The following is a 24,447-nucleotide window of genomic DNA, read 5'->3' on the forward strand; positions in this document are numbered from 1 at the left end:
GAGTGCCATGCCCGAGCCCCTGCGCCCCGAACCGGAAGCCCTGCTGACCGAGGCCCGCCGCGAGGGGCGCGGGCGGCTCACGATCTTCCTCGGGGCGGCGCCGGGGGTGGGCAAGACCTATGCCATGCTGGAGGACGCCCGCCGTCGCGCGGCGGAGGGTGTCAAGGTGCTGGTCGGCGTGGTCGAGACCCATGGCCGGGCCGAGACCGAGGCCCTGCTGCGCGGGCTGGAGGTGCTGCCGCGCCGGGCGGCCTATCACAATGGCCGTATCCTGCACGAGATGGATGCGGAGACGCTGATCGCCCGTCACCCGGGCCTTGCCCTGATCGACGAGCTGGCGCATTCCAACCTGTCGGGTGGTCGCCACGACAAGCGCTGGCAGGATGTCGAGGACGTTCTGGCCGCCGGGATCGACGTTCATACAACGCTGAACGTCCAGCATGTGGAAACCCTGAACGATACCGTGGCCCGGATCACCGGTGTCCGGGTGCGGGAAACCGTGCCCGACAGCGTGCTGGAGATGGCCGACGAGATCAAGCTGATCGACCTGCCGCCCGACGACCTGATCCAGCGGCTGCGCGCCGGCAAGGTTTATGTGCAGGATCAGGCGGCGCGGGCGGTGGCGAATTTCTTCACCAAGGGCAACCTGACCGCGTTGCGTGAACTCGCCATGCGCACCGCCGCCGACCGGATTGATGCGCAGTTGCAGCAGCATATGGCGGCGAATGCCATCGAGGGGCCGTGGCCGACGCAGGAGCGCATCCTCGTGGTGCTGCCCGAAGGCGCGGTGGGGCGCGACGCGGTGCGCATCGCCAAACGGTCGGCCGACCGGGCGCGGGTCGAATGGCTGGCCGTGGCGCTTGCCAGCCTCAGGGCGGAAACCCATGCCGACGACGGGCGCGACAATGGGGCGGTGGCCCTGCGGCTGGCCGAACGGCTGGGGGCCGAAGTGACCCTGTTGCAGGTCGAGCGCGACCCGGTACAGGAGGTGCTCGAATTCGCGCAGGCCCGCAACGTCCGCCGCATCGTGCTGCCGCGCCCGAAGCCGCGCAATCGTCTGGCCCGCTGGCTCCTGCCCACGCCGCACGAGATCGCGGTGGCGGGTCTCCTGCGCGGGGCGACAAGGTTCGAGCTGACGCTGGTGACCGACGACGAAGGCCCCGCCCGCCAGCGACGCAAGGCCCCTCCGCCGGACGTCCCCGCAGCCCTGCGCAGCTTCGGGATCGTCGCCGCAGCCGTAGCGCTGACCACGCTCGTCGCGATGACCGCCGATCGCCTGATCCCGGTTCTCAGCCTGTCGCTCATCTATATGACGACGGTGGTGGCGGTGGCGGCAAAGCTCGGCCGCTGGTCATCGGTGACGGCCGCGGTCCTGAGCTTCTTTTCCTATAACCTGCTCTTCACCGCCCCGCGCCTCACCTTGCATATCTGGAACCGGGGCGAGTTCCTGACGCTGGCGCTGTTCCTTGCCGCCTCACTCCTCACCGGCAACCTCGCCGCCCGTCTGCGCGACCGGGCCATCGCGCAGCGCACCATCTCGGACCGTACCCGCAAGCTCTATGATTTCTCGCGCAAGGCGGCGGCGGCGGCTTCGGTCGACGATGTGGTCTGGGCCGCGGTCAGCCATGTCGCGGCGGTGTTGGAATGCGAATCAATCCTGCTGATTCCCGACGACACCGGGAATCTGGTGATCGTCGGAGCTTTTCCGCCCGAGGATCGTATGGACACACGCGAGCTTGCCGCCGCCCGCTACGCCTTCGACCACGGCGAACCGGCCGGGCGGGGGTCCGCCACTCTGCCCACCTCGCGCTGGCTGTTCCTGCCGCTTACCGCCGCCGATCGGCGGATCGGGGTTCTCGGGCTGACCTATGCCGACGGGCGCGAGCCCGCCCCCGGCGACCGGGGCCTGGTGGAGGCGCTGGCCGATCAGGTGGCGCTGGCGCTCGAACGGGTGCAGTTGGCCGACGACCTCGCCCAGGCCCGGGTGGTGGGGGAGACGGAACGGTTGCGCTCCGCCCTTCTCTCTTCGGTCAGCCACGACCTGCGCACCCCGCTGGTCTCGATTCTCGGCGCGGCCGAGGGGCTGGAGCGCGCGAACCTGTCGGCGCAGGGGCGCGCGGTTATGGTCGAGACGATCCGCGAAGAGGGGGAACGGCTCGACCGTTACATCCAGAACCTTCTCGACATGACCCGGCTCGGCCACGGCGCGCTGAAGCCGAAGACGGTCGCCACCGACCTGCGCGAACTCGCGGGCGCAGCGCGCAACCGGCTGCGCAGCGTGTTGAAAGGCCATCCGGTCGAGGTGGCGATCCCCGCCGACATGGCGCCGGTCGAGGTCGATCCGGTGCTGATCGAGCAGGTTCTGGTCAATATCCTCGACAATGTTCGCAAATATGCCGGCCCCGGAAGCCCGATCCGCATCGCCGCCCGGATCGAGCGCAGCCGCGTGATCCTGTCTGTCGAGGATGACGGGCCGGGCCTGCCGCCGGGCACCGCCGACCGGGTGTTCGACATGTTCTGGCGCGCGGAACAGGGCGACGGCGGGCAGACGGGCACCGGGCTCGGCCTTGCGATCTGCAAGGGCATCGTCGAAGCCCACGGCGGCACGATCCACGCCGAGCAGGTCCACCCTGATGGCCGTGGCACAAGGATCGTCATCGAACTGCCCCTATGGAACCCCGAGGTATCGCATTGAGCGTCGTTTCCGGCACCCGCATCCTGATCGTGGAGGACGAAGCCCCGATCCGCCGCTTCCTGCGCGTGGCGCTGGAAACCGAGGGGCATGTCGTCTCCGAGGCCGCCACCGCGCGCGAAGGGATCGCGCTTGCCGCGCGCGAGGCGCCATCGGCGATGATCCTCGATCTGGGCCTGCCCGATGCCGATGGGATTACGGTGTTGCAGGCGGTTCGGGAATGGTCGCAGATGCCGGTTCTGATCCTGTCGGTGAGGAGCGACGAGGCGGGCAAGATCGCGGCACTTGACGCCGGTGCGCAGGATTATGTGACAAAACCCTTCTCGACCGGCGAGCTTCTCGCCCGCCTGCGCGGCCTCTTGCGCGACCGGGCGCGCGAGGCCGCCCCCGCGGTGCTGACGCTCGGCCCGCTGGTCATCGACGCCACCGATCACCGCGCGGTTCTCGACGGGGCCGATCTGAAACTGACCCGCAGGGAGTTCGATCTTCTGTGGCTGCTGGCGACCCACGCCGGGCGGCTGGTGACGCAGGCGATGATCCTGAAGGCGATCTGGGGGCCTGCCCATGCCGAGGACAGCCAATATCTGCGCGTCTATATCCGGCAGCTGCGTGCCAAAATGGGCGACGATGCCGCCGATCCGCGCTGGATCTTCACCGAGCCGGGCGTGGGATACAGGTTGTCGGATCAGTGAGGGATGGTGGCGCATAGGGCCGGCTTCCAAGGCCGCCATCGACCTGCCGGGCCGTTTCGGTAACGACGACTGACCGTAGGCCCGACGGGCAGGATGGAATGCCCCAAACCCTCACGGTGCAGGTTTCGCCTGCCGCGCGATGGCGGTGGGTGCTTCGATACATGTTGGAGTGGGTGGCCCCCGACCGGCATCGAAGGTGCCAAAGTGAGTCGTTGAGATTTCATGCAAAGGGAGCCGTCCGCGCACAAGATCATTCGTATCGGCATGGAGACGTCAAGGCACGTTTTTCAACTGCATGGCGTGAACAATCCGGTTTTACGCAGGAAGCTGCGCCGCAAAGAGATAGTCGACGTCTTCACGACCTGCCCGCCGACCGTGATCGCCATCGACGCCTGCGGAGGTTCCCATCACTGGGCCACAGGGTGAGGATGATCGCGCCGCAACCGGTGAAGCCCTATGTCCGGCGGAAATCCTGACCTTCCGGCACAATATCATGCTGTCAACCGCAGCGACGAGCAGCATGATACATATTGCAACCACGAACGCCTTCATCGCCGACAACCTGCATATCATCCCGGATGTGCCGCGTTTTGTCGGAAATGTCGCGTATTCGACATATTTTGATCTGTCGACGCAGGGATCGAGTGGTGGTCCTCCCGCGCCGATCGACCCGTCGATGTATGAGGGCCAGATCTGGATGCAGAACAACACCACGCTCGATCTGCGCCAGAACGTAACGGATTCGACGCGCGCGCCCTATCTGTCGGCAGGTGATGCTGCGGCAGCGCGCGGCATTGCGGTGCATGTCGCGGACAATGCCCTGTTCATTCCGAACCGGTCGCCTGCGGATGTCGGCGGGCCCTATATGGACGATCCGGAGGTCAACCTGGCGCAATCGGCGCTGGCACCGCAGTTCTGGGGCCTGCGGCAGCGATATTCTTCGCGCAGCGTGAAAGATTATCCGGAGGCCCTGAACGATACCCTCGTGCTCGACCCGTCCTATGCCACGCCCGCGGATGCGGTGAAGATCCCGGTGCCCGGCGAGGGTTCCGTCCTGCGCGCGGGCGTCGAACTGACGCCAGCCGAGGCAACCGTGGCGGATCTGTTCGGGGTTCGGAAGACATCGCCGATCAGGGGGCGGTCTCGGCCTAGTCTCGCGAGGCGGTTTCTCGCCTCACGGCCCCGCTCTGTGCGTGGCCGTGAGAGAAATCGGGATTATCCGCGCCGCCGCCGCAGCGCGGCCAGTACAAGGAGCCCGCCCGGCAGCAGCGCCATGGTCGCAGGCACCGGCACCTCGGGGACATCTGGAATCACGGTGTAGCTGTAGCTGAGGGCCGCGAACTCGGATTTGGTATATCCCCACTGCGCCCCTATCAGGCGACCATCCCTGGTCACGAAACCTTGCGGGTCTTCGTACCACTCGTTGAGATCGAGTCCACCTGCGCTGGCGGATATCCCAACTGTCTCCCAGGCAATCATGTCCACACCGCTGCTGGTGACACGGGGGGCATAGGCGTTATCCACGAAATACTCGCACCCGACGCCAGGCAGGTCGCAGGTCAGAATTTTGGTGAAACCGTCGCTGTCCTTAGTTGCGGACAGCCGGAAGGTCGTCACCTGTCCCGGCGTCAGACCGTTGGCCACAAAGGGGATACCCCACGGGTCATCCGCAGCATCCAGCGTGTCAAAAAAATAGTAGGGTATCTCGTCATCCTGATTGTCGAAGACGTAGAGGTGGTTAAACGTCGTCCCGACATACTGGAGCGTCATCTCGATGACCTGAATCGGCGCAGCCAGAGAGGGGGTGGCGGAGACCGCGAGGGCTGCGGCACCCGCGAGGGCGATGGATCTGAGGCTCATGATTTTCCCGAAAAGTTAACGTCTTGGCAAGCATTGTTGCGCAGACCCATGAGAGCAACGATTCGCGGGAAATAGTCCAGATGCCGCACGGCTTTGCGCGTCCATCCCGGTTGGGCAGGTCAGCGATGCAAGGCTCAGGTCGCAATCCGACATGGGGGTAGGTTTACCCGGGTCATAACGGGCGTGTGAGTCAGGGCCGTTCCTGACGGCGGAAAAAATTTGGTCCGGAAGCTGATGCGCCGCCACAGGATCGGCTTGGGTCACGTTGAAACCAAGCCCCGATCGTCTGTCCGCCGGGTCAGAATGCCGATGCGGGTCGACTGCGCACACGGCCAACCGATTGATCCCGTGCAGTTATTTCACATCTGAAAAATTGGTGGCGAGGGGGGGACTCGAACCCCCGACCCCGTGATTATGAGTTACGTGCTCTAACCTGCTGAGCTACCTAGCCACAAGACGGCTTGCTATGCGAATAGGTGTGCGCCGTCAATAGATGATTTGAGACGTTTTCCCGGCGGATCGGGCACCATTCGCCATTCGTGACCTGTTCAAAATTCCCCTGCCTCCAGAGGAACTTGCCCCCGCCTTCGTGCTGCACCGGGCGGAAGCGTTGTCGTGGTAGAACACGACGCCCCGATCAAGAGACGGCAAGCTGACGATCGAACCGGATCATGGCGAGCTTCACTGCCGAAGGGTCTGACCCCAGCCCGCCCTGTTATCGGGCCGGTGGGCTTTCTCTGACTTCGCGGCTCGGATCACGCCCCGGCACATTTGCCCTGCGGTTCAACGCCGAAACCCCACGGAATATCGACGCTCCAACGCCGCGCAAACCGGCCATCCCAGCCTATCGCAAAAACTTGCGGAACCGGTCCAGCGCCAGCCGGAACAGCACCGTGCCGATCACCGCGAGCGCCACGAACTGCGGCCAGACGACATCGAACCCGGCTCCGCGGAACAGGATCGCCTGCGACAGGATGATGAAATGCGTGTTCGGCGCGGCCAGCATCACGGTCTGGATCACCTCGGGCATGGATTCGCGCGGCGTCATGCCCCCCGACAGCACATTGAGCGGCATCAGCACCAGCATCATCAGCAGCGCGAATTGCGGCATGGTCCCGGCGATGGTCGCCATGAAGATGCCGAGTGCCGTCATCGCGAACAGCATCAGCACCACCCCCGCCAGGAACAGCGCGACCGATCCCTGCACCGGCACCGCCAGCAACCCTTGCACCACCGCGATCAGCGCGAAGGACGAGCCGAGCAGCACCACCAGCCCCATCGACCAGATCTTTGACAGCATGATTTCCGCCGCCGTGACCGGCATGACCAGAAGATGCTCGACCGTGCCATGTTCCTTTTCGCGGATCAGCGCGGCGCCGGTCAGGATCAGCGACAGCATGGTGATCGACTGGATCACGCTGTTGATCGCACCGAACCAGCCCGGATCCAGCCCCGGATTGTAGCGTGCCCGCAGGGCGAGCCCCACGGGCAGCGCGCTTTCCCGGCTGCCGGTGACGAATTCCGAGACCTCGCCGCTCACGATCTGCTGGATATAGCCGCTGCCGGTGAAGGCCTGGCTCATCCGGGTCGCATCGACATTCAACTGGATCGCCGGGACGCGCCCCGCCAGCACGTCACGCTCGAAATCCGGCGGGATGTTCAGCGCGAAAGTATCCGTCCCGGCATCCATCCGGCGGTCCATCTCGGCGGTGGTGATCAGTTCGGGCGTCATGAACCACGGCGGATAGAAGGCCAGCGCGATGCGGGAGGACAGATGCGACTGGTCCTCATCGACGATGGCGATGGCGGCCTTGTTCAGCGCCTCGGGCATCGCGCGGGATTCGGTGTAGATCGACAGGCTGAAGGCATAGACGATCAGCACCAGCATGATCCAGTCACGCCACAGCCCGCGCAGTTCCTTCACGCCAAGGGTCCAGACATTGCGCAGGTTCATCGCCTATTTCTCCTGCTTCTTCAGGAAGAACACGGCAAGACCGAGGATCACCGGGACGGCGGCCGCCATCGCCAGCATCGGCCCGACCAGTTCCCACAGACCGAAAGCCTTCGAGAAGGCGCCGCGCGCGGCGGTCATGAACCACGATGTCGGATAGACTTCGCCGATCACCCGGCCAAACCCCTGAAGCGAGGACACCGGGTCGATCATGCCGGAATACTGCGCGGCGGGGATCATGGTCAGCATCGCCGTGGCGAACAGCGCCGCCACCTGGCTTGTGATGAACACCGACACCAGAAACCCGAGCGCCGTCGTCGCCGTGACATAGACCAGCGCCGCCAGCGCGAAGGCCGCCATATCGCCGCTGAACGGCACGCCGAAGAAGGTCAGCGCCAGCACCATCATCAGCACGAAGTTCAGCATCGCCAGAATGATATAGGGCAGTTGCTTGCCCAGCAGGAATTCCAGCCGCGTCACCGGCGTGACGTAGAAGTTGAGGATCGAGCCCAGTTCCTTTTCCCGCGCCACGCTGAGCGTGGTCAGGATCGCCGGGATCATCATCAGCAGCATCGGGATCACGGCGGGCACCATGGCGACGATGCTGCGCACATCGGGGTTGTAGCGGAACCGGGTGACCAGATCGAAGCTGCCGGAGAGCGCGCCGTCGCCGTAAAGCTCGCGCGCCTTGCGCATGATCCAGTCGGCATGCATCCCCTGGATATAGCCCTGCACGGTATTGGCGCGGGTCGGATTGGCGCCGTCGAACCAGGCGCCGATCTCGACGCTGCGGCCGCGTGCGACATCGGCGGCGAAACCGGGCGGGATTTCGATCGCCAGCCCAAGATCCCCCGAGCGCATCCGCGCATCCATATCGTCATAGCCGGTCAGCGGCGGCTGTTCGGTAAAATAGCGCGACCCGGCAATGTCATTGACATAATCGCGGCTGGTGGTGGTCTGGTCGCGGTCCAGCACGGCGAAGCTCAGATCCTCGACATCCATGTTGATGCCAAGACCGATCACGATCATCAGCAGCAGGCTGCCGACCAGCGCCATCGCCAGCCGGATCGGATCGCGCCGCAGTTGCAGGCTTTCCAGCCGGGAATAGCTGAGCAGGCGTTGCAGGCTGAACCCGCCCCGCGTTTCGCTCCGTTCTTCGGAGGTGGCCATTGCCGCCGGGGGCGGTTCCTCGCCGATCGCCTCCCGCAGACAGGCGATAAAGGCGTCTTCCAGCGTTGCGGCGCCCTTGGCGGCGGTGATCGCCTGAGCCGTGTCGCTGACCAGAACCTTGCCCGCATGCATCAGGCTGATCCGGTCGCACCATTCGGCTTCGTTCATGAAATGGGTCGAAACGAAGATCGTCACGCCATCCTTGCGCGACAGCTCCGCGAGGATCCGCCAAAAGCCGTTGCGCGCCACCGGATCGACGCCCGATGTCGGCTCGTCGAGGATCAGGATCTCCGGCCCGTGGATCATCGCGACGGCGAGCGACAGCCGCTGCCGGATGCCGAGCGGCAGCGCATCGGGCAGCGTATCCACCGCTTCCTCCAGCCCGAAGCGCGCGATCATCTCCTGCACGCGGGGGCCGATCCTGGCCGCCTCCATCCCGAACAGCCGCGCGTGCAGATCAAGGTTCTGCCGCACCGTCAGTTCGGGATAGAGCGAAAACGCCTGCGACATGAAGCCGACGCGGCGGCGGGTGTCGATGTCATTCGCATCGACCGGGCGGCCGAACAGCTTCGCAGTGCCCTCGGTCGGCTGCAACAGCCCGGTGAGCATCTTCATCGTCGTGGTCTTGCCGCAGCCGTTGGAGCCGAGAAAGCCGAAGATCTCGCCCTTGCGGATGCGGAAGCTGACGTCATCCACCGCGGTGAAATCACCGAACCGCATGGTCAGGTGTTCGGCCTCGATCGCGATCTCCTCCCCCGCGCTCTGCGGCGGGATGGTGACGGCGGTATCCCCACCCCGGTCAGCCTCCGGCAGCAGCGCGATGAAGGCGGCGTCCAGATCCTTCGCCCCGGTCCGTTCCAGCAGTTCGGCAGGCGTGCCGGTGGCCAGCACCTTGCCCGCGTTCATCGCCACCAGCCAGTCGAACCGCGCCGCCTCCTCCATATAGGCCGTCGCGGTGATCACGCTCATCCCCGGACGGGAGGCGCGGATCCGGTCGATCAACTCCCAGAACTGCCGCCGCGACAGCGGGTCGACCCCGGTGGTCGGTTCGTCAAGGATCAGCAGGTCCGGGTCATGGATCAGCGCGCAGCACAGGCCGAGCTTCTGCTTCATCCCCCCCGACAGGTTCGCCGCCGGACGATCACGGAAGGCGGACATGCCCGTCGCCGTCAGCAGTTCACCGATCCGATGTTCGCGCTCCGCCTTGCCCTGCCCGAACAGGCGGCCGAAGAAATCCGCGTTTTCAAACACCGACAGCGTGGGATAGAGGTTCTTGCCCAGCCCCTGCGGCATATAGGCGATGCGCGGGCAGACGCGGGCGCGGTGTGCCGGGTCGCGCATATCGCCGTCCAGCACCCGGACATCGCCGTCCTGAATCACCCGCGCGCCGGACAGAAGCGCCATCAGGCTGGATTTGCCCACCCCGTCCGGCCCGATCAGCCCGACCATCCGCCCCGCCGGAATCTCCAGCGTGACATCGGCGAGCGCCGCGACCTTGCCATAGCGCAGGCCCAGCCCCTTTACCGAAGCGACGGGCGCGGACATGATCACTTCACCACGTTACCCAGGAAGGCAGGCCAGTCCGCCGCCGGGTCGATCTTCACATAGGCCATCCCCGGCAGGCCGGTCTTCACATAGTCGATGTATTTGCGCAGGATTTCCGGGTCGATCCGGGCGCGGATGCGGAACATCAGCTTGGCGCGCTCGTCGGCGGTTTCCACCGTCTTCGGCGTGAACTGCGCCACATCGGCGACATAGGAAATGGTGGCCGGGATCACCGCATTGGGCGCTGCATCCATCACCAGCCGCGCCTCGGCCCCGGCCTGCACCCGCCCGGCCTGATCGGTGGGCAGGAAGAAGGTCATGTAGACATCGCCCAGATCGACAAGGCTGAGGATACGGCCCCCGGCGGCCACGACCTCGCCCTCCTGCGCGATGCGGTATTGCACCCGCCCGTCGCGCGGCGAGGTCAGCGTGGCATCGTTGATCGAGGCGGTCACGGCTTCGATCGCGGCCTTCGCGGCCTCGACCGCCGCGCGCGCATCCACCACCTGCGCCCTGGCCGAACCGATCCCCGCCTGCGCCGCCGCAAGCGATGCGCGGGCCGAAGCCAGCCCGGCGCGGGCTTGCCGCTCGCGGGCACGGTCATCGTCCAGAACCTGCTGCGACAGAGTGTTGCTACGCGCAAGCTGTTCCGACCGCGCCAGCCGCTGTGCCGCGGCATCCAGCATCGCCTGCGCCTGATCGACCGAAGCCTGCGCCGCATCGCGCTGCGCCTCGGCCTGCACCACCAGACTTTGCGCGGTATCCACGCCGATCTCGGCGCGCTGCAACTGTGCCTCGGCCTGCCGTTTCTGCGCGGTCAGCTGAACGATATCCATCTGCACCAGCACCGCACCCGCGCGGACAAAATCCCCCTCGGCAGCGGTGATTTCGGCGATTCGCCCACTCGCCAGCGCGGCGATGTCGATCTCCGTCGCCTCGACCCGACCATTTCCGGAGGCGATCCCCGCAGGCAGGCCGGGATGCGCCAGCTTGTTCCAGGCGAAATATCCCACGACCCCAAGCACCACCACCGCGGCCACAAGAAACCGCTTTCCAGTCCACCGTTTCATCTTCGCCAATCCAAACCGCGCCGTTCAGTTTTTACAATAGGGCGATAAGCAGGACACGCACAAGGCATATCGGGAAGGGTCCACCCCGTCCGAAGGGGCTGGATCTGATGAGCAGGCAGGGCGGATTGCGCCAAACGCGGCTCCGATCCGGGTGCGGGACGCCAGCCCTTGGCGCAGGGGCGACACTCCGGCAGGTCGCCTTGGGCAATGTTCAGAGCGGCTGAATTTCAGAAAAACATCAATTATTACAGTATGTTTTGTTTTTTCCGGAAATTCTGAATATTTTGGAAGAAAACATCTGTTCATGCTTGCCGCCGCCCTGCCCGATAGAACGGAAGCCATTAGGAAACCCCGGCAGGGCTGAGAAATATTGGGGGCAATGGGCGCGTCAGGCTGCGAGTTGGCGTATCCCACGCCGTTGTTACGATCTTGTCAAAGGGCAGACCTCCGGCATCGGGGACATCGCATTCCGTTCAGGCACCCTATAATTCGAGGTCGAAAGGATCGACCGATAAGAGACGGTGCCAGCCGGGCGTCATTAACCCACAACGGGCACCCGGCGGCGCGCCCAGCTCGCGCCTGAAACGGGTCAGCAGGATCGGCAGGACGAAACCGCCGCGTGTACTGGAACGGGCCGGTTTGTACTGGCCCCTGAAACCCAAAGACGCCGCCCGAAGGCGGCGTCCCGAGGGAACCTTAGCCCTTCTTGCGGCGCTTCGCGGCGCCGAGGCCGGCGAGGGCGGAGACCAGCAGCATACCGGCGGCCGGGACCGGCACGGCGGCGGGGGTCGCGGTGAAGGTATAGGTCGCTTGCAGGTCCTGCGTGCCGGCGGCGTCATAGGCCATCGAAATCGCAAAGCTCTTGCCCGCGTCGATCGCGAATTCGTCGCTGTAGGAGAAGCCGAAGGTCACCTTGCCGCCCGGAACGGTGATATATTCCCAGGTGGTGCCGGTAAAGCCATTGCCCTCGGCCAGGACCTTTTCGATATTCGACTTGACGACCGTATCGAGCCCGGCGCCATTCAGCGTATAGCCGATTTGCGAAATGTCGAAGGCCTGCCCGGCATTCCAGACCGTGCTGTGGGTTTCGCCCGGCTTCAGGGTAAATGCCTCGCCGTTCGAGCCCGCCGTCACCGTGGCCGCATTAACCGCGACCGGAGCCGCCAGAGCCAGAACCGCCGCCGTGAAAGCCATCTTCATGTTCATAACGTTTCCCTCGTTACTGTGCCCCGACCGGGGGCGAACCATTTTCAACTTTGTCCCGATCCGGAGCGAACTCATTCGGAACAAGGGCTTTTTAGCCGGTCCGGGCGGGCTGTGCCATAGGCTTGTTTTATGCCAAAGGGGCGGTAACCAATTCCGTTACGGTTAAAGAAGCGAAATCCCGTTGCGGATCAACGTTGCATTAAAATGGTGTTAAGATTAATGCCACAGGCGGGCGGGGGAGTGATTCCGGCGGGGAATTGGTAAATGTTTTCTTATCAATGACAATGCCGGAAAGAATCAGCAGGAAGACAGGCCGCCTGTCGTCTATGTTCACCACGAATGCAGCCCACTGGATGGTTCTATCCCCCACCAAAAGATTCGCGCGATCGTCAAGGTCATGGCTCCGGCGGATCACTCCCCGATGACATGCGGTTTGCATGCGGGTCACCGGAGCGGCAGGGGGATGTCGCCATGGAAAACGGATCGCGCCGAACGTCCGCGCCTGCCCTGGCAGATCGACGGTTGGGTCGGGCTTGATAAAGTGCCGCTCTCTTCGGGCGGTGCACCGGGCATAGCGAACGCCCGGACAGCTTTTCGCCTCATTCCATGCTATCGCGCTGTTTTAAAACCCATTCCTGAAACGCGACGATATTTGGTTGTACGGTAGGAGCCTGCGGTCGCACCAGCAGGGAATAGCCGAAATCCTTCCGCACGGTCACGCGCGACAGACGAATCAGGTGGCCCGTGCGACGGTCGGGGCGGATCATCGCGCCCGGGCATAGCGCCACGCCCTGCCCCTCCAGCTATCACAACATCAATTACTATCCGGATTTTCTGTATCTCCAATTCGGACGGCGCCATGGGTTGGTGGCCGATCATGATATTGCCACCACAGTCAGCGCCGGAATAGATGGCGGTCAGCCGTGGCGACGGACATTTGGCGGACGGAACCTGACCTACACCGACCAGTGCAAAGATAATTATTTCCACACCATTCGGAAATTGGCAGCAGGATGAAGCGGTTGCGGATAGAATTCAGCCATGTGACTATCGACCTTTTGAATTTTCTGAAGACCGAATTCCCCGGCATGGATTTCGTGGACATCGGCACACCCGCGATGCGACTGTGGATGGTGAAATCCACCGAAGAGATTGCACATAAAAAATGACCCGCATCGCCGATAACGGCGGTGGTCGAAATGCCGGAGCACGCAGTCGCACTGTATTCCGCCACAATAATGGCGCGCGAAATCGCCCGCATCTGGCCGCATGTCGAATTTCTGGGCACCTGGACCTGCCCCCAATCCAGCCTGAACACCGATGGCGCGCAATCCGGTGACCAGCCGGAGGATCGAGCGCGGGGATATCCTGTCGCTCAACTGTTTCCCGATGGTCGCGGGCTATACGTCACGCTGGAGCGCACGCTGTTTGCTGAAACGGCGGCGGAGAAAAACCTGCGTCTGGGGGAGTTCAATTCCCGCGTAGACGGGTCGTTTCCGAGCCCTGTCCCTCACAGATCCGGACGTGCGGATTTCCCGCATCCGGTTCCTCATGGACCAGTTTCGCTCATGCACGGTTCAACGCTCTCGCGCCTCGAACCGGCCCTCCCGAATGACGCGGGCCTCTCAATCCGAAAAACCAGACCGGGACACCCGCATGGGCATCCCGGCCAGAAATGTGTGGAATATCACTGGGCCGAAGGGCAATAGCGCGCGGCACACACTGCGCTGCTATCGTCGGGCTATCAGGGACGGACAGCCGTGACTTCCAGTTCGACCAGCCATGCGGGGCTTACCAGCGCATCGACCACCATCGCCGAACGGACCGGCAGGTTCGGTTGCTCGGCGGTGCCGAAGAACTGCGAATAGCCCTTCATGAAGCCCGCGAAATCCACCGGCTTGCCCTCGGGCGCCACAAGGAATGCCTGCATCTTGATGATGTCGCCGACGGACATCCCCATGCCTTCGAGCTGGGCCTTGATCCGGTTCATCACCGAAACGGTCTGCTCTTCCATGCTGCCATAGGCCTCGACGCTGTTCTTGTCGGCACTTGCGTTGATGACCGCGGGCACGGTGCCGCTGAGATAGACGGTGGTCTTGCCCGCCGGGACTTCCACGGCCTGAAGGATCGGGAAATCCGAATTCGGGATCGGGTGGCGCACCACCTCTTGCGCCATCAGCGGGGTCGCGCCCAGCAGGAGGGTGGCCAGAACGGCGGATTTTGCAAAATTCATCGGTTTATCCTTGTCTTGAGGTCATCGTTTACGGGCGGGCCGCAGCCCACCCATCATGGCGGATCAGCGCGCCGCCGCAACCGACTCCGGCGTGGCCGGATCTTCGGTGTAATTGTTGCCGAAATGCGTGCGGATATAGTTCACCACCGCGGCAACCTGCGCGTCGTCCAGCATCTCGCCGATCGGCGGCATCGCCTTCTGCCCGTGGGTGATGACATGGACGGGGTAATCCGCCCCGGCCAGCATCTCGTTCTTCGCCAGCGCGGGATAATGCCCGGCGCCCACGGCCCCCTGCCCTTCCGGCATGTGGCACGCGGCACAGACAGCGCGGTAGATCGTCTCGCCATCGGTCTGTGTCAGCCGCTCGGGGTCGGCGAACCAGCCGGTGGTGTCGGGGCGGGCCTCGTCGGCCATCACCGGCAGAGAGGTCAGGCCAAGGACGGCCAGCGGATAGAGAATGGCTTTCATCATGGCTCTCCTCAGGCTTTGGTGACGGTGGCGTGCAGGCGTTCCACGGCGTCCAGCGCCGACAGGATCGCGCCTTCCATCCACGCCGGCAGGTAGGAGATATGTTCCCCCGCCATCAGCGTGCGGCCATCCATCGCACAGGCGTCGTCGTAATCGGCTTCGCGGTCCTTCCAGATCCCGTGGCAGCCCAGAACCCACGGCACCCGGTGCCAGCCCACGGCCACGCCGGACAGGAATTCGTCCTTGTATTGCGGGTGGATCTGGCTGCCGTAATCCAGCGCCTTCGCGACCCGCTCGTCCGCCGGAAGGGCGTTCCACTGATAGGCGAACGGCCCCCAGGGATAGGCGCCAAGCAGCACGCCCGGACCATCGCTGAAGAAGCCGGTGTTGGGATAGGCGATCAGCGTGATCGGCAGGTTGGTGTAGCTGATCCCGCCGTAGATGTGTTCGTCCTGTTCCCAGAAGCGGCGCTTGAACTCCAGCCCGACCTTGAAGGCCGATTCATAGGGCATGTTGTCGATGACTTCGGTCATGCGCGGCGAGAAGTCATGCTCGATCTGCCCAAGAACCGAGAACGGGATGGTGCAGATGCAGTAATCCGCCGTCTCGGTGGTTTCCGGGCCTTCGCCATGGCTGGGGATCCAGGTTGCGGTGACCTTTTTGCCCTCGTGTTTGATCTTCGTGACCTTGGCGTTGTAGGTGATGACGTCGCCGACCTGCGACTCGAAACCCTTGGCGATCATGTCCATGCCGCCGATCGGCTGGAAGATCGTCGATTGCATGTGCAGGTTGTCGCCCGCCGTCAGACTGCGCCACAGTTTCGATTGCAGCACGACCGAAAGCGAATGCGGCTCCGAGGGTTCCGGCTCGCCGCTGAGGCCACCGCCTTCGGCCTTTTCAAAGCCGCGGAAAGAGGAGGTCTTCTCGCCCTTGACGTATTTGAAATCGTCATCCAGCGCGCCATAGCGTTTCAGCGCCGCCAGCAGCAGTTCGGCATCCGCCTCGGTCACATCGGCATCGAGCGCCTTTTGATCGACGCATTTCGCCAGCAGTTCGGCGACATGGCCCCGGAAATCGGTGGAGATTTCCTTGAACCGCTGCGGCTTGCCGTCGAAGGCTTCGGTATTGTGCAGATAGGCGTTGTAATTGACCTGAATGAAGGGCTCCAGCTTCACGCCGAAGCGTTTGCAGTAGTCCAGCACGGCGAAGTGGTCGGAGGGGATCCGCCACGGGCCGGGGTTGATGTAATTGCCCTCGGCGAATTTGACTTCCTGCGTGAAGCCACCCAGTTCGGTGTATTTGTCGCCGCCGCGCAGGGTCCAGCAGCGCCCGCCGGCCTTTTCGCGGTATTCCAGGATTTTGACGGTATATCCGGCGTTGCGCAGTTCATAGGCTGCGGTCATCCCGGCAAGCCCGCCGCCGAGGATCAGCACCGAGGTGCCCTTCGGATCGCCTTCCAGCTTCAACCGGCCTTTCCAGGTCGAGGGCTTCGCGAGGCCCATCGAGCCCATGGCGCTATACATGGCGGCCGCCCCCGCCACCGTGCCGATCATCCCGAGCAGGGACCGCCGGGAAATTCCGTCTGGATTGAATGACATAAAGACCTCGCTGCGTGTCCGGCGGCCCATGCGGATCCTCCGGAATTCGTGACATGGCCTTCCTTCCGCCTGTTTTGACCAAAAGGTAAGGGGACGGCAGCGCGCGCGGGATGTCGAAAATATCAACGTATATGAATTGAGCTATATTTTTCATGTATGCACGAAATACCGGCAAAACATGTATCGTTTCACACCAAAACCCGGATTTCCCGCAACATTGCGTCCGTATCGTGAACGACAGACTCACCCCGCCCCGCGCCTGGAGGGTGTTCAGAGTTCGCTATCGCGGCACATTTGCATAGGGTGTGCTTTCCGGCATCCGCGCGTTCGCCCAGACGACCGAAACCGGCGCGCCCGTTCGCCGGGTAAGCAAACCCGGAAGCGGATACCTGCCCTGATGCTGTGTGGCGCCGGGCCGCGATCCACGGCCCGGCACCCTTGTCACAGCGCCTGAACGGGGTTCTTCAGCGCGCCCGGAATCGCCGTATCCTCGCCGCGTGCGCGCCACACCGCCAGATCGCGGCTGCGCGAGGCAACGGCGCTGTCCCACAGCTGATAGGCATCCTCGCCCAGCATCAGCCGCACCGGGGCGGTGTCGCTGTCCACCATGTCGATCAGCACCCGCATGCCCTTGACGGCATCGCCCATCTGCTGACCGTTCTGGGTGGCGTAATACTCCTCCATCCCGGCATCCAGCGGCGCGTAATCCGCGATCCGGCCCTCGGCGCGCATCGCCGCGCTGCCCGCGAAACCGGTGCGGAAGGCGCCCGGCTCGACCAGCGTCACGCGGATGCCGAACGGCTTGACCTCGTGGTGCAGCGCCTCGGTAAAGCCCTCCAGCGCGAATTTCGACGCGTTGTAAAGCCCGCTGCCCGGGAAGGCCACCAGCCCCGCGATACTGGTCAGGTTCAGGATATGGCCCGATTTCCGCGCCCGCATCTGCGGCAGAACCTCGCGCGAGAGTTCCGCGGCGGCGAAGAAGTTCAACTCCATCTGTGCGCGGATCTGCGCCGGGGTGAATTCCTCCAGCGCGCCATAGGAGCCCGCGCCCGCGATATTGGCCAGCACGTCGATCCGGCCGAATTTCGCCGTGGCCTCGGCCAGCGCAGCCTTGCGCGCATCGGCATCGGTCACATCGAGTTGCAGCGCGAGGGCGCGCCCGCCATAACCCGCCGCGATCTCTTGCAGCGGCTCCAGGCGACGCGCGGTCAGCACGGCACTGTCGCCCCGGGCCAGAACCAGTTCCGCAAGCGCCTTGCCAAAGCCGGACGATGCGCCGGTGATGAACCAGATTTTCATGTCAATCTCCTTGATGAGTTTCTGCTCAAAGTTTTGCCCTGAAGAACGGCCCAAGCGCCGCCATCGCCATGTCGGGCCCGTCATACAGCGCGATATGCGAGGCGCCCGGCATAATCAGCAGGCGCTTGTCCTTGCTCGCGGTCGACATAGGGCAGCGTGGCCAGGTAATCGACCGCGGCACTGTTATCCTCGCCCCGCGCATGGGGGGGCGAGGGGCCGCCGCTCGCCCTGATACGACGCGTCAAAGGCGATGGCGGCATGGCGCTTCACCGCATCGAGACCTGCGGGGAGATACAGGTTTGCGGCCATGTCGATGGCGCCATTCCTGAAGGTCACGGATTTCATCGCAATTTCCCTTCCCGCTTCTGAAAATGAGTATAGCGGTCCCGGAGGCTTCCGATTAGGCTGCTCAATCAGCATGCCGCGATTAGCAGGACTTATGAATGCAGAGCGAGAACCTGCGCGATCTCAACGCTTTCGTCGCCGTCGCCGACGAGGGCAACTTCACCCGCGCCGCCGCGCGGCTGGGCCTGTCGCAATCCGCACTCAGCCAGACGGTGCGCAACCTCGAAGAGCGCATCGGCATCCGCCTGCTCAACCGCACCACGCGCAATGTCGCGCCGACCGAAGCGGGCGAGCGGCTGCTCGCCGCCGTCCGGCCTGCGCTGGAACAGATCGACCGGGGTTTTGTCGGGCTGGGCTCGCTGCTCGACCATCCCTCCGGTACGCTCCGCCTTTCCGCCGATGAATATGCGGTGCAGAACCTGCTTTGGCCCGCGCTCGAACGCTTCCTACCCGCCTATCCCGAAATCAACGTCGAACTGGTGACGGATTACGGCCGCACCGACATCGTGCGCGACCGGTTCGACGCCGGGGTGCGGCGCGGCAAGCTGGTCTCGAAGGACATGATCGCACTGCGCATCAGCCCGGATCTCCCCATGGCCGTCGTCGCCGCGCCCGCCTGCCTTGCCGCGCGCAAGCCGCCCCGGCGGCCGCAGGATCTGGCCGATCACGACTGCATCAACCTGCGCCTGCCGACCCATGGCGAGGTCTTCGCCTGGACCTTCAGCAAGGGCGGCAAGGATCTGCGCGTCACCACCACGGGGCGGCTGATCTTCACCAGCATCATGCAGGTACGTGCGGCCTGCCTTGCCGGGTTCGGGCTGGCCTATCTGCCGCGCGGCTATGTGGCCGACCATATCGCACAGGGCGCGCTGATCGAGGTGCTGGCCGACTGGCGCAAGACCTTCGAGGGCTATCACCTCTACTACCCCAATCGGCGGCAGCAATCCCCGGCCCTGACCGCATTGATCGGCGCGCTGCGACACAGGGAATAAGCCACCCCAGGGCGCCCCTACAACGGCAGCAGGGTGGTGGACTTGATTTCCTCCATCGACAGCAGCGCGGTGACGTTGTGGATCTTCACCTCGGAAATCAGGGCCTGATAGAATTCATCATAGGCGCGGGCGTTCTTGACCCGGACCTTCAGGATATAGTCGATGTCGCCCGCCAACCGATGCGCCTCCAGCACTTCGGGCCGGGCGCGCAGCGCGGCGAGGAAGCGGCGCTGCCAGTCGGCCTCATGCTCGGAGGTCCGGATCAGCACGAAGAAACACGCCTCCAGCCCGAGCGCATCCGGATCCAGCAGCACCGTCTGCCGCCCGATCACGCCTTGCTCCTTCAGCCGCCGAATCCGGTTCCAGACCGGCGTCTTCGACGACCCCACCTTGCGCGCGATTTCGTCGAGCGACTGGCTCGCGTCCTCTTGCAGCTGCGAGAGGATTTTCCGGTCAAGCTCATCCAGGCGGACGGTCATTCGCGTATTCTCCGATCCTTGGGAAAAAAGCACATGCACCGCCCAGATAAGGAACAAGGTTACTTATTCGCAAGGGGATATGGTCCTGCCTGGGGAAAATTTCCTATATTGCAGGCTCAAACGCAGCCCGCCAGATTCCGGAGGGAAACATGGCCCGCAAATTCACGCCCAAAGTCCTCACCGCCAACGACCTGCGGATGGGGGATGTAGTCTATATGACTGCCTCCGGGACATGGACGCGATGCCACCGGGAGGCCGAGCTGCTGGAGGACGAGGCCGATGCCGAACTGCGCCTGCTGAGCGCGCAGGGTCAGGCGGATGTCATCGTCGGCCCCTATCTGGCCGATGCGAAGCCCGGGCCGGACGGCCCCGAGCCCGTCCACTTCCGGGAGGCGTTCCGCACCCGCGGCCCCTCGAACTATTCCCATGGCAAGCAAGCGGACAGCAAGCGGGAGACGGCCCATGTATGAGTATTCGGATTTCGACGAAGGCTTCGTGCGCACCCGCGCGGCGCAGTTCCGCCAACAGGTGGAACGCCGGCTGGATGGCTCGCTGACCGAGGAGGAATTCCGCCCGCTGCGCCTGATGAACGGGCTCTATCTGCAACTGCATGCCTATATGCTGCGGATCTGCATCCCCTATGGCACGATCTCGCCCCGGCAGATGCGGCAACTGGCGATGATCGCGGAGCGGTGGGACAAGGGCTATGGCCATTTCACCACCCGCCAGAACATCCAGTTCAACTGGCCGAAGCTGGTGGATGTGCCCGATATCATCGACGCGCTGGCCGATGTGCAGATGCACGCGATCCAGACCTCGGGCAACACGATCCGCAACACCACGACCGACGTTTTCGCCGGTGCCGCCGCGGATGAGATCGAGGATCCGCGCCCGATCGCGGAACTGATCCGGCAATGGTCCACCGACCATGCGGAATTCCAGTTCATGCCGCGCAAGTTCAAGATCGCCATCACCGGCGCCACCACCGACCGCGCGGTGATCCGCGCCCATGACGTGGGGTTGCAACTGGTGCGGCGAGGCGATGAGGTCGGGCTGAAGGTGCTGGTCGGCGGCGGGCTGGGCCGGACGCCGATGCTCGGTCAGGTGATCCGCGACTTCCTGCCGAAGGCCGACCTGCTGCCCTATCTGGAAGCCATCGTTTCGACCTGGAACGTGATCGGGCGGCGCGACAACAAGTATAAGGCACGGATCAAGATCACCGTTTTCGAGAACGGGTTGGAGAATTTCAAGGCGCAGGTCGAGGAGGAGTTCCACCGCATCCGCCCGCATTTCACCGGCGTGGATCAGGAGATCCTGCGCGGGATCGCGGCGCATTTCAACCCGCCCGCCTTCAAGAACACCCCGACGGAGCATCACGAAAAGACGCTCGCGGTGGATCCGGTCTATCGCCGCTGGGTTACGCGCAACGTCGCGCCGCACCGGGTCGAGAACCACGGCATCGTCACGATTTCGCTCAAGGAACACGGGGCGACGCCGGGCGATGCGACGGCAGACCAGATGCGGGTGATGGCCGATCTGGCCGAACGTTACGGCTACGGCGAGCTGCGGATCAGCCATGAGCAGAACGTGGTGATCCCGCATGTCGCGCTGTCCGACCTGCCCACGGTGCATGCCGAACTGCTGCGCGCGGGGCTGGCGACGGCGAATGCCGGGCTGCTGTCCGACATCATCGCCTGCCCGGGGATGGACTATTGCGCGCTGGCGACGGCGCGGTCGATCCCGATCGCGCAGCAACTGGCGGTGCATTTCCGTGACATCGGGCTTGAGGACGAGATCGGCAATCTGAAGATCAAGATCTCGGGCTGCATCAACGCCTGCGGGCACCACCACGTTGGCCATATCGGCATTCTGGGGCTGGACCGCGCGGGGGTGGAGAATTACCAGATCACGCTCGGCGGCGATGCGGGCGATCAGGCCGCGGTCGGCGACAAGACCGGCCCGGGCTTTGCCTATGACGAGGTGGTCCCCGCGATCGAACGGATCCTGCGCGCCTATCTGGCGGTGCGGTCCGAGGGCGAGGATTTCATCGACACCTTCCGCCGTCTGGGCGCCGCGCCCTTCAAGGAAGCGCTGTATGACGAGGCCCGCGATGCAGCATGACGTGATCCCCCGCCCGAGCGACATCGAAACCCGGGTCGCCAATCTCAACGCGCGCTACAAGCATCACGCGGCCTTCGCGGTGATGGAAAAGGCGCTGCGCGACCCGGAGGTGGGCAATGTGGCGCTGGTCTCGTCCTTCGGGGCGGAATCGGTGGTGCTGCTGCATATGGTCTCGGTGATCGCGCCGGGCACGCCGGTGCTGTTCGTCGATACGCTGATGCTGTTTCAGGAAACGCTGGACTATCAGCGGGATGTGTCGCGCTCGCTCGGCCTGACCGATGTGCGCACGATCATCGCGGAACAGGCGGCGCTGGACCTTGAGGATCCGGACGGCACGCTGCATCAGTTCAACACCGATGCCTGCTGCACCCTGCGCAAGACCGTGCCGCTGGAAAAGGCGCTCTCGGGCTTTGACGCCTGGATCACCGGGCGCAAGCGGTTTCAGGCATCGACCCGCGCCGCGCTCGACTTTTTCGAGGTCGAGACGCCGACCCGGATGAAGATCAACCCGCTTGCCCATTGGGGCCGCGAGGATCTTGAGGAATATATGGTCGAAAACCGCCTGCCCCGGCATCCGCTGGTGGCGAAGGGCTATCCGTCGATCGGTTGCGCGCCCTGCACCTCGCCGGTAAAGCCGGGCGAAGACCCGCGCTCGGGCCGCTGGCGCGGCCAGCAAAAGACCGAATGCGGGATCCATTTCATCGGCGGAAAGCCGGTGCGCGTGAAGAAGGACACGGCAGCATGAGCGTGATCGTGCGCGACGACGGCTTCCATGCCGAGGATTTTACCGGAACGGCGGTCGAAATCGCCCCCGAGACGAAGACCGAAGAGGTGCTGCAACTGGCCTCTGGTGCCGATATGGTGCGGATCGTGTTCCCGTCGTTTTCGGACGGGCGCGGCTTCACCCACGCGCGGCGGCTGCGCGATGCGGGCTATCAGGGGCGCATCCGCGCCGTCGGCCCGGTGATCGCCGACCAATATGCGATGGCGCGGCGTTCGGGCATCGACGAAGTGGAAATCCCCGACGCGCTGGCCGCACGCCAGCCGGAGGAACAATGGAAGTTCCGCGCCAATTGGACCGCCTTCGACTACCGCGCGCGCATGAAGGGCTGATTCCCGGTTCCCCGGCACGTCTTATGCGCGTAAACACGCTTCCAGCCGATTGAGCCAGATCCATGACCCCGCCCGTGGGGGACGCAGCGTTGCGCCCTCCCGGCCCCAGACAGAGTTTGCCCGTGACCCAGACCGCAACCGCGCCCGCCCCGAAACACCTGCCCGATGCCCAGACCGTGACTTCGGTCAAACACTGGACCGACCGGCTGTTCTCCTTCCGTGTGACCCGGCCGCAGAGCCTGCGGTTCCGCTCGGGCGAATTCGTGATGATCGGGCTGATGGGGGACAACGGCAAACCGCTGCTGCGCGCCTATTCGATCGCCTCGCCCGCCTGGGATGAGGAACTGGAATTCTACTCGATCAAGGTGCCGGATGGCCCGCTGACCTCGAAGCTGCAACATATCCAGGTCGGCGACGAGATCATCCTGCGTCCGAAGCCCGTCGGCACGCTGGTGATCGACGCGCTGCTGCCCGGCAAGCGGGTGTGGTTCCTCGCCACCGGCACCGGCATCGCGCCCTTCGCCTCGCTGATGCGGGAGCCGGAGACCTATGAGAAGTTCGAGGAAGTGGTGATGATGCACACCTGCCGCACCGTCGCCGAACTGGAATACGGCCGGAAGCTGGTCGAAAGCCTGAAGGACGATCCGCTGATCGGCGAACTGGTGGGCGACAAGCTGAAATACTACCCCACCACGACGCGCGAAGACTTCCCCCAGATGGGCCGGATCACCGACAACCTGTCCTCGGGCAAGGTCTTCGCCGATCTGGGCATCGCGCCGATGGATGCGGAACATGACCGGGCGATGGTCTGCGGCTCGCTCGCCTTCAACAAGGACGTGATGGAAGTTCTGGAAAGCTTCGGCCTGCGCGAGGGCGCGAATTCGGAGCCGAAGGAATATGTCGTCGAAAAGGCCTTTGTCGGCGACGGGATCTGACCCCGCGCGGAGTCGGCTTCGCCATATCCAGCCGATGCCGGACAGCGCCGCCCTCTGTGGGGCGGCGCTATGTGTTCAGACGAGCCCTTCTTCCTTCAGCGCGCGCTGTGCCGCCGGGCGGGCCATGACCTGCCCCCGCAGCGCGGCGGCCTTCGGCCAGCCCGCAAGGTCAACCCCCAGCATCGCCGCCCAGCCCAGCACCACCGCCGCATAGGCATCCGCCTGCGTGAAGGCGCCGAGCCAGTAGCTCTCGCCCCCCGGCAGCATGGCCTCAAGCTGATCCAGCCGACGGGTGATCTTTTCCATCACCCCGGCCTTGGCCTCGTCGCTCAGGTTCGGGGTGAACAGCCCGCCAACGGCGGTGTGCAGATCGCCGCAGAAGCCGAGCGCCTCTTGCAGCCGCGCCCGTTCCAGCGAACCGGCGGCGGGCTTGAACGCCGCGACATCCGAATGATCGCCCAGATATTGCAGGATCGCCGCGTTCTGCGTGATCACCGTGCCATCATCGAGTTGCAGCGCAGGCACCGCACCGCGCGGGTTGATCGTCAGGTAATCGGCGCCGGTCTCGGTCTTCTTGGTGGCCAGATCGACGGCTTCCAGCGTGTAGGGCTTGCCGGTTTCGATCAGCACGATGTGATCGGCGAGCGAACAGGCGCCGGCCTTGTAATAAAGCTTCAT

25 protein-coding genes, 1 tRNA gene and 1 pseudogene are annotated in these 24,447 nt (G+C 64.3%); 12 read left to right on the forward strand and 15 right to left on the reverse strand.

All coding sequences use genetic code 11. The features are described from left to right. Window positions 1–7: 7 nt before the first annotated feature. The 4 genes and pseudogenes from QM789_RS02115 (at window position 8) to QM789_RS02130 (ending at window position 4,705) form a co-directional block, all read left to right on the forward strand. Window positions 8–2,695: an ATP-binding protein gene (locus QM789_RS02115; RefSeq protein WP_420350310.1), complete on the forward strand. Its 2,688-nt coding sequence runs from the start codon at window positions 8–10 to the stop codon at window positions 2,693–2,695. After that, entirely contained in the window at window positions 2,692–3,384 is a 693-nt protein-coding gene (locus tag QM789_RS02120; RefSeq protein ID WP_420350311.1) for a response regulator, read from the forward strand. Before QM789_RS02115 ends, QM789_RS02120 begins: the two co-directional genes overlap by 4 nt. Window positions 3,385–3,606: 222 nt before the next feature. Further along, window positions 3,607–3,851 (forward strand): annotated as a pseudogene (locus QM789_RS02125) (IS110 family transposase); the annotation flags it as partial. 53 nt (window positions 3,852–3,904) lie between these two features. Continuing rightward, a complete protein-coding gene (locus tag QM789_RS02130; RefSeq protein ID WP_420350312.1) occupies window positions 3,905–4,705 on the forward strand; it encodes a hypothetical protein in 801 nt (266 codons plus the stop codon). Here QM789_RS02130 and QM789_RS02135 read toward each other — a convergent pair. The 7 genes from QM789_RS02135 to QM789_RS02165 form a co-directional block, all read right to left on the reverse strand. Then, window positions 4,600–5,244 carry a PEP-CTERM sorting domain-containing protein gene (locus tag QM789_RS02135; RefSeq protein ID WP_420350313.1) on the reverse strand — a complete coding sequence of 215 codons (645 nt, stop codon included), beginning with the start codon at window positions 5,242–5,244 and terminating at the stop codon, window positions 4,600–4,602. The two genes, QM789_RS02130 and QM789_RS02135, sit on opposite strands and share 106 nt — an antisense overlap. Window positions 5,245–5,618: 374 nt before the next feature. Beyond that, window positions 5,619–5,695, reverse strand: a tRNA-Met gene (locus QM789_RS02140). 393 nt (window positions 5,696–6,088) lie between these two features. Further along, on the reverse strand, window positions 6,089–7,198 hold the full coding sequence (locus QM789_RS02145) for an ABC transporter permease (RefSeq protein ID WP_420350314.1): 1,110 nt from the start codon (window positions 7,196–7,198) through the stop codon (window positions 6,089–6,091). A 3-nt stretch (window positions 7,199–7,201) separates the two neighbouring features. Beyond that, window positions 7,202–9,910 (reverse strand): ribosome-associated ATPase/putative transporter RbbA, encoded by a 2,709-nt coding sequence (gene rbbA / locus QM789_RS02150; protein ID WP_420350315.1) that lies wholly within the window; start codon window positions 9,908–9,910, stop codon window positions 7,202–7,204. A 2-nt stretch (window positions 9,911–9,912) separates the two neighbouring features. Further along, window positions 9,913–10,980 carry an HlyD family secretion protein gene (locus QM789_RS02155; protein ID WP_420350316.1) on the reverse strand — a complete coding sequence of 356 codons (1,068 nt, stop codon included), beginning with the start codon at window positions 10,978–10,980 and terminating at the stop codon, window positions 9,913–9,915. Window positions 10,981–11,676: 696 nt separating this feature from the next. Continuing rightward, on the reverse strand, window positions 11,677–12,180 hold the full coding sequence (locus QM789_RS02160) for a VPLPA-CTERM sorting domain-containing protein (protein WP_420350317.1): 504 nt from the start codon (window positions 12,178–12,180) through the stop codon (window positions 11,677–11,679). A 605-nt stretch (window positions 12,181–12,785) separates the two neighbouring features. Further along, window positions 12,786–12,974 (reverse strand): hypothetical protein, encoded by a 189-nt coding sequence (locus QM789_RS02165; RefSeq protein ID WP_420350318.1) that lies wholly within the window; start codon window positions 12,972–12,974, stop codon window positions 12,786–12,788. A gap of 255 nt (window positions 12,975–13,229) precedes the next feature. On the opposite strand from QM789_RS02165, the gene QM789_RS02170 reads away from it, so the two are divergent. Both QM789_RS02170 and QM789_RS02175 read left to right on the forward strand, forming a co-directional pair. After that, on the forward strand, window positions 13,230–13,355 hold the full coding sequence (locus QM789_RS02170; protein ID WP_420350319.1) for a hypothetical protein: 126 nt from the start codon (window positions 13,230–13,232) through the stop codon (window positions 13,353–13,355). 30 nt (window positions 13,356–13,385) lie between these two features. Next, the gene (locus QM789_RS02175) at window positions 13,386–13,895 is read left to right on the forward strand and encodes a hypothetical protein (RefSeq protein WP_420350320.1); all 510 of its coding nucleotides are present in this window, start codon (window positions 13,386–13,388) and stop codon (window positions 13,893–13,895) included. A 35-nt stretch (window positions 13,896–13,930) separates the two neighbouring features. Here QM789_RS02175 and QM789_RS02180 read toward each other — a convergent pair whose 3' ends face one another. From QM789_RS02180 to QM789_RS02205, 6 genes are all read right to left on the reverse strand, one after another. Then, window positions 13,931–14,419, reverse strand: coding sequence for a RidA family protein (locus tag QM789_RS02180; protein WP_420350321.1), 489 nt, complete (start codon window positions 14,417–14,419; stop codon window positions 13,931–13,933). Between the two features lie 63 nt (window positions 14,420–14,482). Further along, complete coding sequence (locus QM789_RS02185) at window positions 14,483–14,887, reverse strand: c-type cytochrome (RefSeq protein WP_420350322.1); 405 nt, start codon at window positions 14,885–14,887, stop codon at window positions 14,483–14,485. A gap of 11 nt (window positions 14,888–14,898) precedes the next feature. After that, the gene (locus QM789_RS02190) at window positions 14,899–16,485 is read right to left on the reverse strand and encodes a flavin monoamine oxidase family protein (RefSeq protein WP_420350323.1); all 1,587 of its coding nucleotides are present in this window, start codon (window positions 16,483–16,485) and stop codon (window positions 14,899–14,901) included. A gap of 441 nt (window positions 16,486–16,926) precedes the next feature. After that, entirely contained in the window at window positions 16,927–17,784 is an 858-nt protein-coding gene (locus tag QM789_RS02195; RefSeq protein WP_420350324.1) for an oxidoreductase, read from the reverse strand. A gap of 25 nt (window positions 17,785–17,809) precedes the next feature. After that, on the reverse strand, window positions 17,810–17,932 hold the full coding sequence (locus QM789_RS02200) for a hypothetical protein (protein WP_420350325.1): 123 nt from the start codon (window positions 17,930–17,932) through the stop codon (window positions 17,810–17,812). A 35-nt stretch (window positions 17,933–17,967) separates the two neighbouring features. Further along, window positions 17,968–18,129: a hypothetical protein gene (locus tag QM789_RS02205; protein ID WP_420350326.1), complete on the reverse strand. Its 162-nt coding sequence runs from the start codon at window positions 18,127–18,129 to the stop codon at window positions 17,968–17,970. Window positions 18,130–18,227: 98 nt separating this feature from the next. Between QM789_RS02205 and QM789_RS02210 the strand changes: the two genes are divergently transcribed. Next, the gene (locus tag QM789_RS02210) at window positions 18,228–19,121 is read left to right on the forward strand and encodes a LysR family transcriptional regulator (protein ID WP_420350327.1); all 894 of its coding nucleotides are present in this window, start codon (window positions 18,228–18,230) and stop codon (window positions 19,119–19,121) included. Between the two features lie 17 nt (window positions 19,122–19,138). Here QM789_RS02210 and QM789_RS02215 read toward each other — a convergent pair whose 3' ends face one another. Further along, window positions 19,139–19,600, reverse strand: coding sequence for an Lrp/AsnC family transcriptional regulator (locus tag QM789_RS02215; protein ID WP_420350328.1), 462 nt, complete (start codon window positions 19,598–19,600; stop codon window positions 19,139–19,141). 149 nt (window positions 19,601–19,749) lie between these two features. On the opposite strand from QM789_RS02215, the gene QM789_RS02220 reads away from it, so the two are divergent. The 5 genes from QM789_RS02220 to QM789_RS02240 all read left to right on the forward strand — a co-directional run bounded on the left by QM789_RS02220 (window position 19,750) and on the right by QM789_RS02240 (window position 23,769). Beyond that, on the forward strand, window positions 19,750–20,070 hold the full coding sequence (locus QM789_RS02220) for a DUF2849 domain-containing protein (protein ID WP_420350329.1): 321 nt from the start codon (window positions 19,750–19,752) through the stop codon (window positions 20,068–20,070). Continuing rightward, complete coding sequence (locus tag QM789_RS02225; protein WP_420350330.1) at window positions 20,063–21,721, forward strand: nitrite/sulfite reductase; 1,659 nt, start codon at window positions 20,063–20,065, stop codon at window positions 21,719–21,721. The genes QM789_RS02220 and QM789_RS02225 overlap by 8 nt, the downstream gene beginning before the upstream one ends. Further along, a complete protein-coding gene (locus QM789_RS02230; RefSeq protein ID WP_420350331.1) occupies window positions 21,696–22,466 on the forward strand; it encodes a phosphoadenylyl-sulfate reductase in 771 nt (256 codons plus the stop codon). The genes QM789_RS02225 and QM789_RS02230 overlap by 26 nt, the downstream gene beginning before the upstream one ends. Continuing rightward, the gene (locus QM789_RS02235; RefSeq protein ID WP_420350332.1) at window positions 22,463–22,834 is read left to right on the forward strand and encodes a DUF934 domain-containing protein; all 372 of its coding nucleotides are present in this window, start codon (window positions 22,463–22,465) and stop codon (window positions 22,832–22,834) included. Before QM789_RS02230 ends, QM789_RS02235 begins: the two co-directional genes overlap by 4 nt. Window positions 22,835–22,896: 62 nt before the next feature. Beyond that, window positions 22,897–23,769: a ferredoxin--NADP reductase gene (locus QM789_RS02240; protein ID WP_420350333.1), complete on the forward strand. Its 873-nt coding sequence runs from the start codon at window positions 22,897–22,899 to the stop codon at window positions 23,767–23,769. A gap of 75 nt (window positions 23,770–23,844) precedes the next feature. Here the strand turns inward: QM789_RS02240 and QM789_RS02245 are convergent, their stop codons facing one another. Next, window positions 23,845–24,447 (reverse strand): glutathione S-transferase N-terminal domain-containing protein, encoded by a 603-nt coding sequence (locus tag QM789_RS02245; protein WP_420350334.1) that lies wholly within the window; start codon window positions 24,445–24,447, stop codon window positions 23,845–23,847.

It is taken from the genome of Paenirhodobacter sp. (genome assembly GCF_047600745.1).
In the GTDB taxonomy this organism is placed as follows: domain Bacteria; phylum Pseudomonadota; class Alphaproteobacteria; order Rhodobacterales; family Rhodobacteraceae; genus Rhodobacter.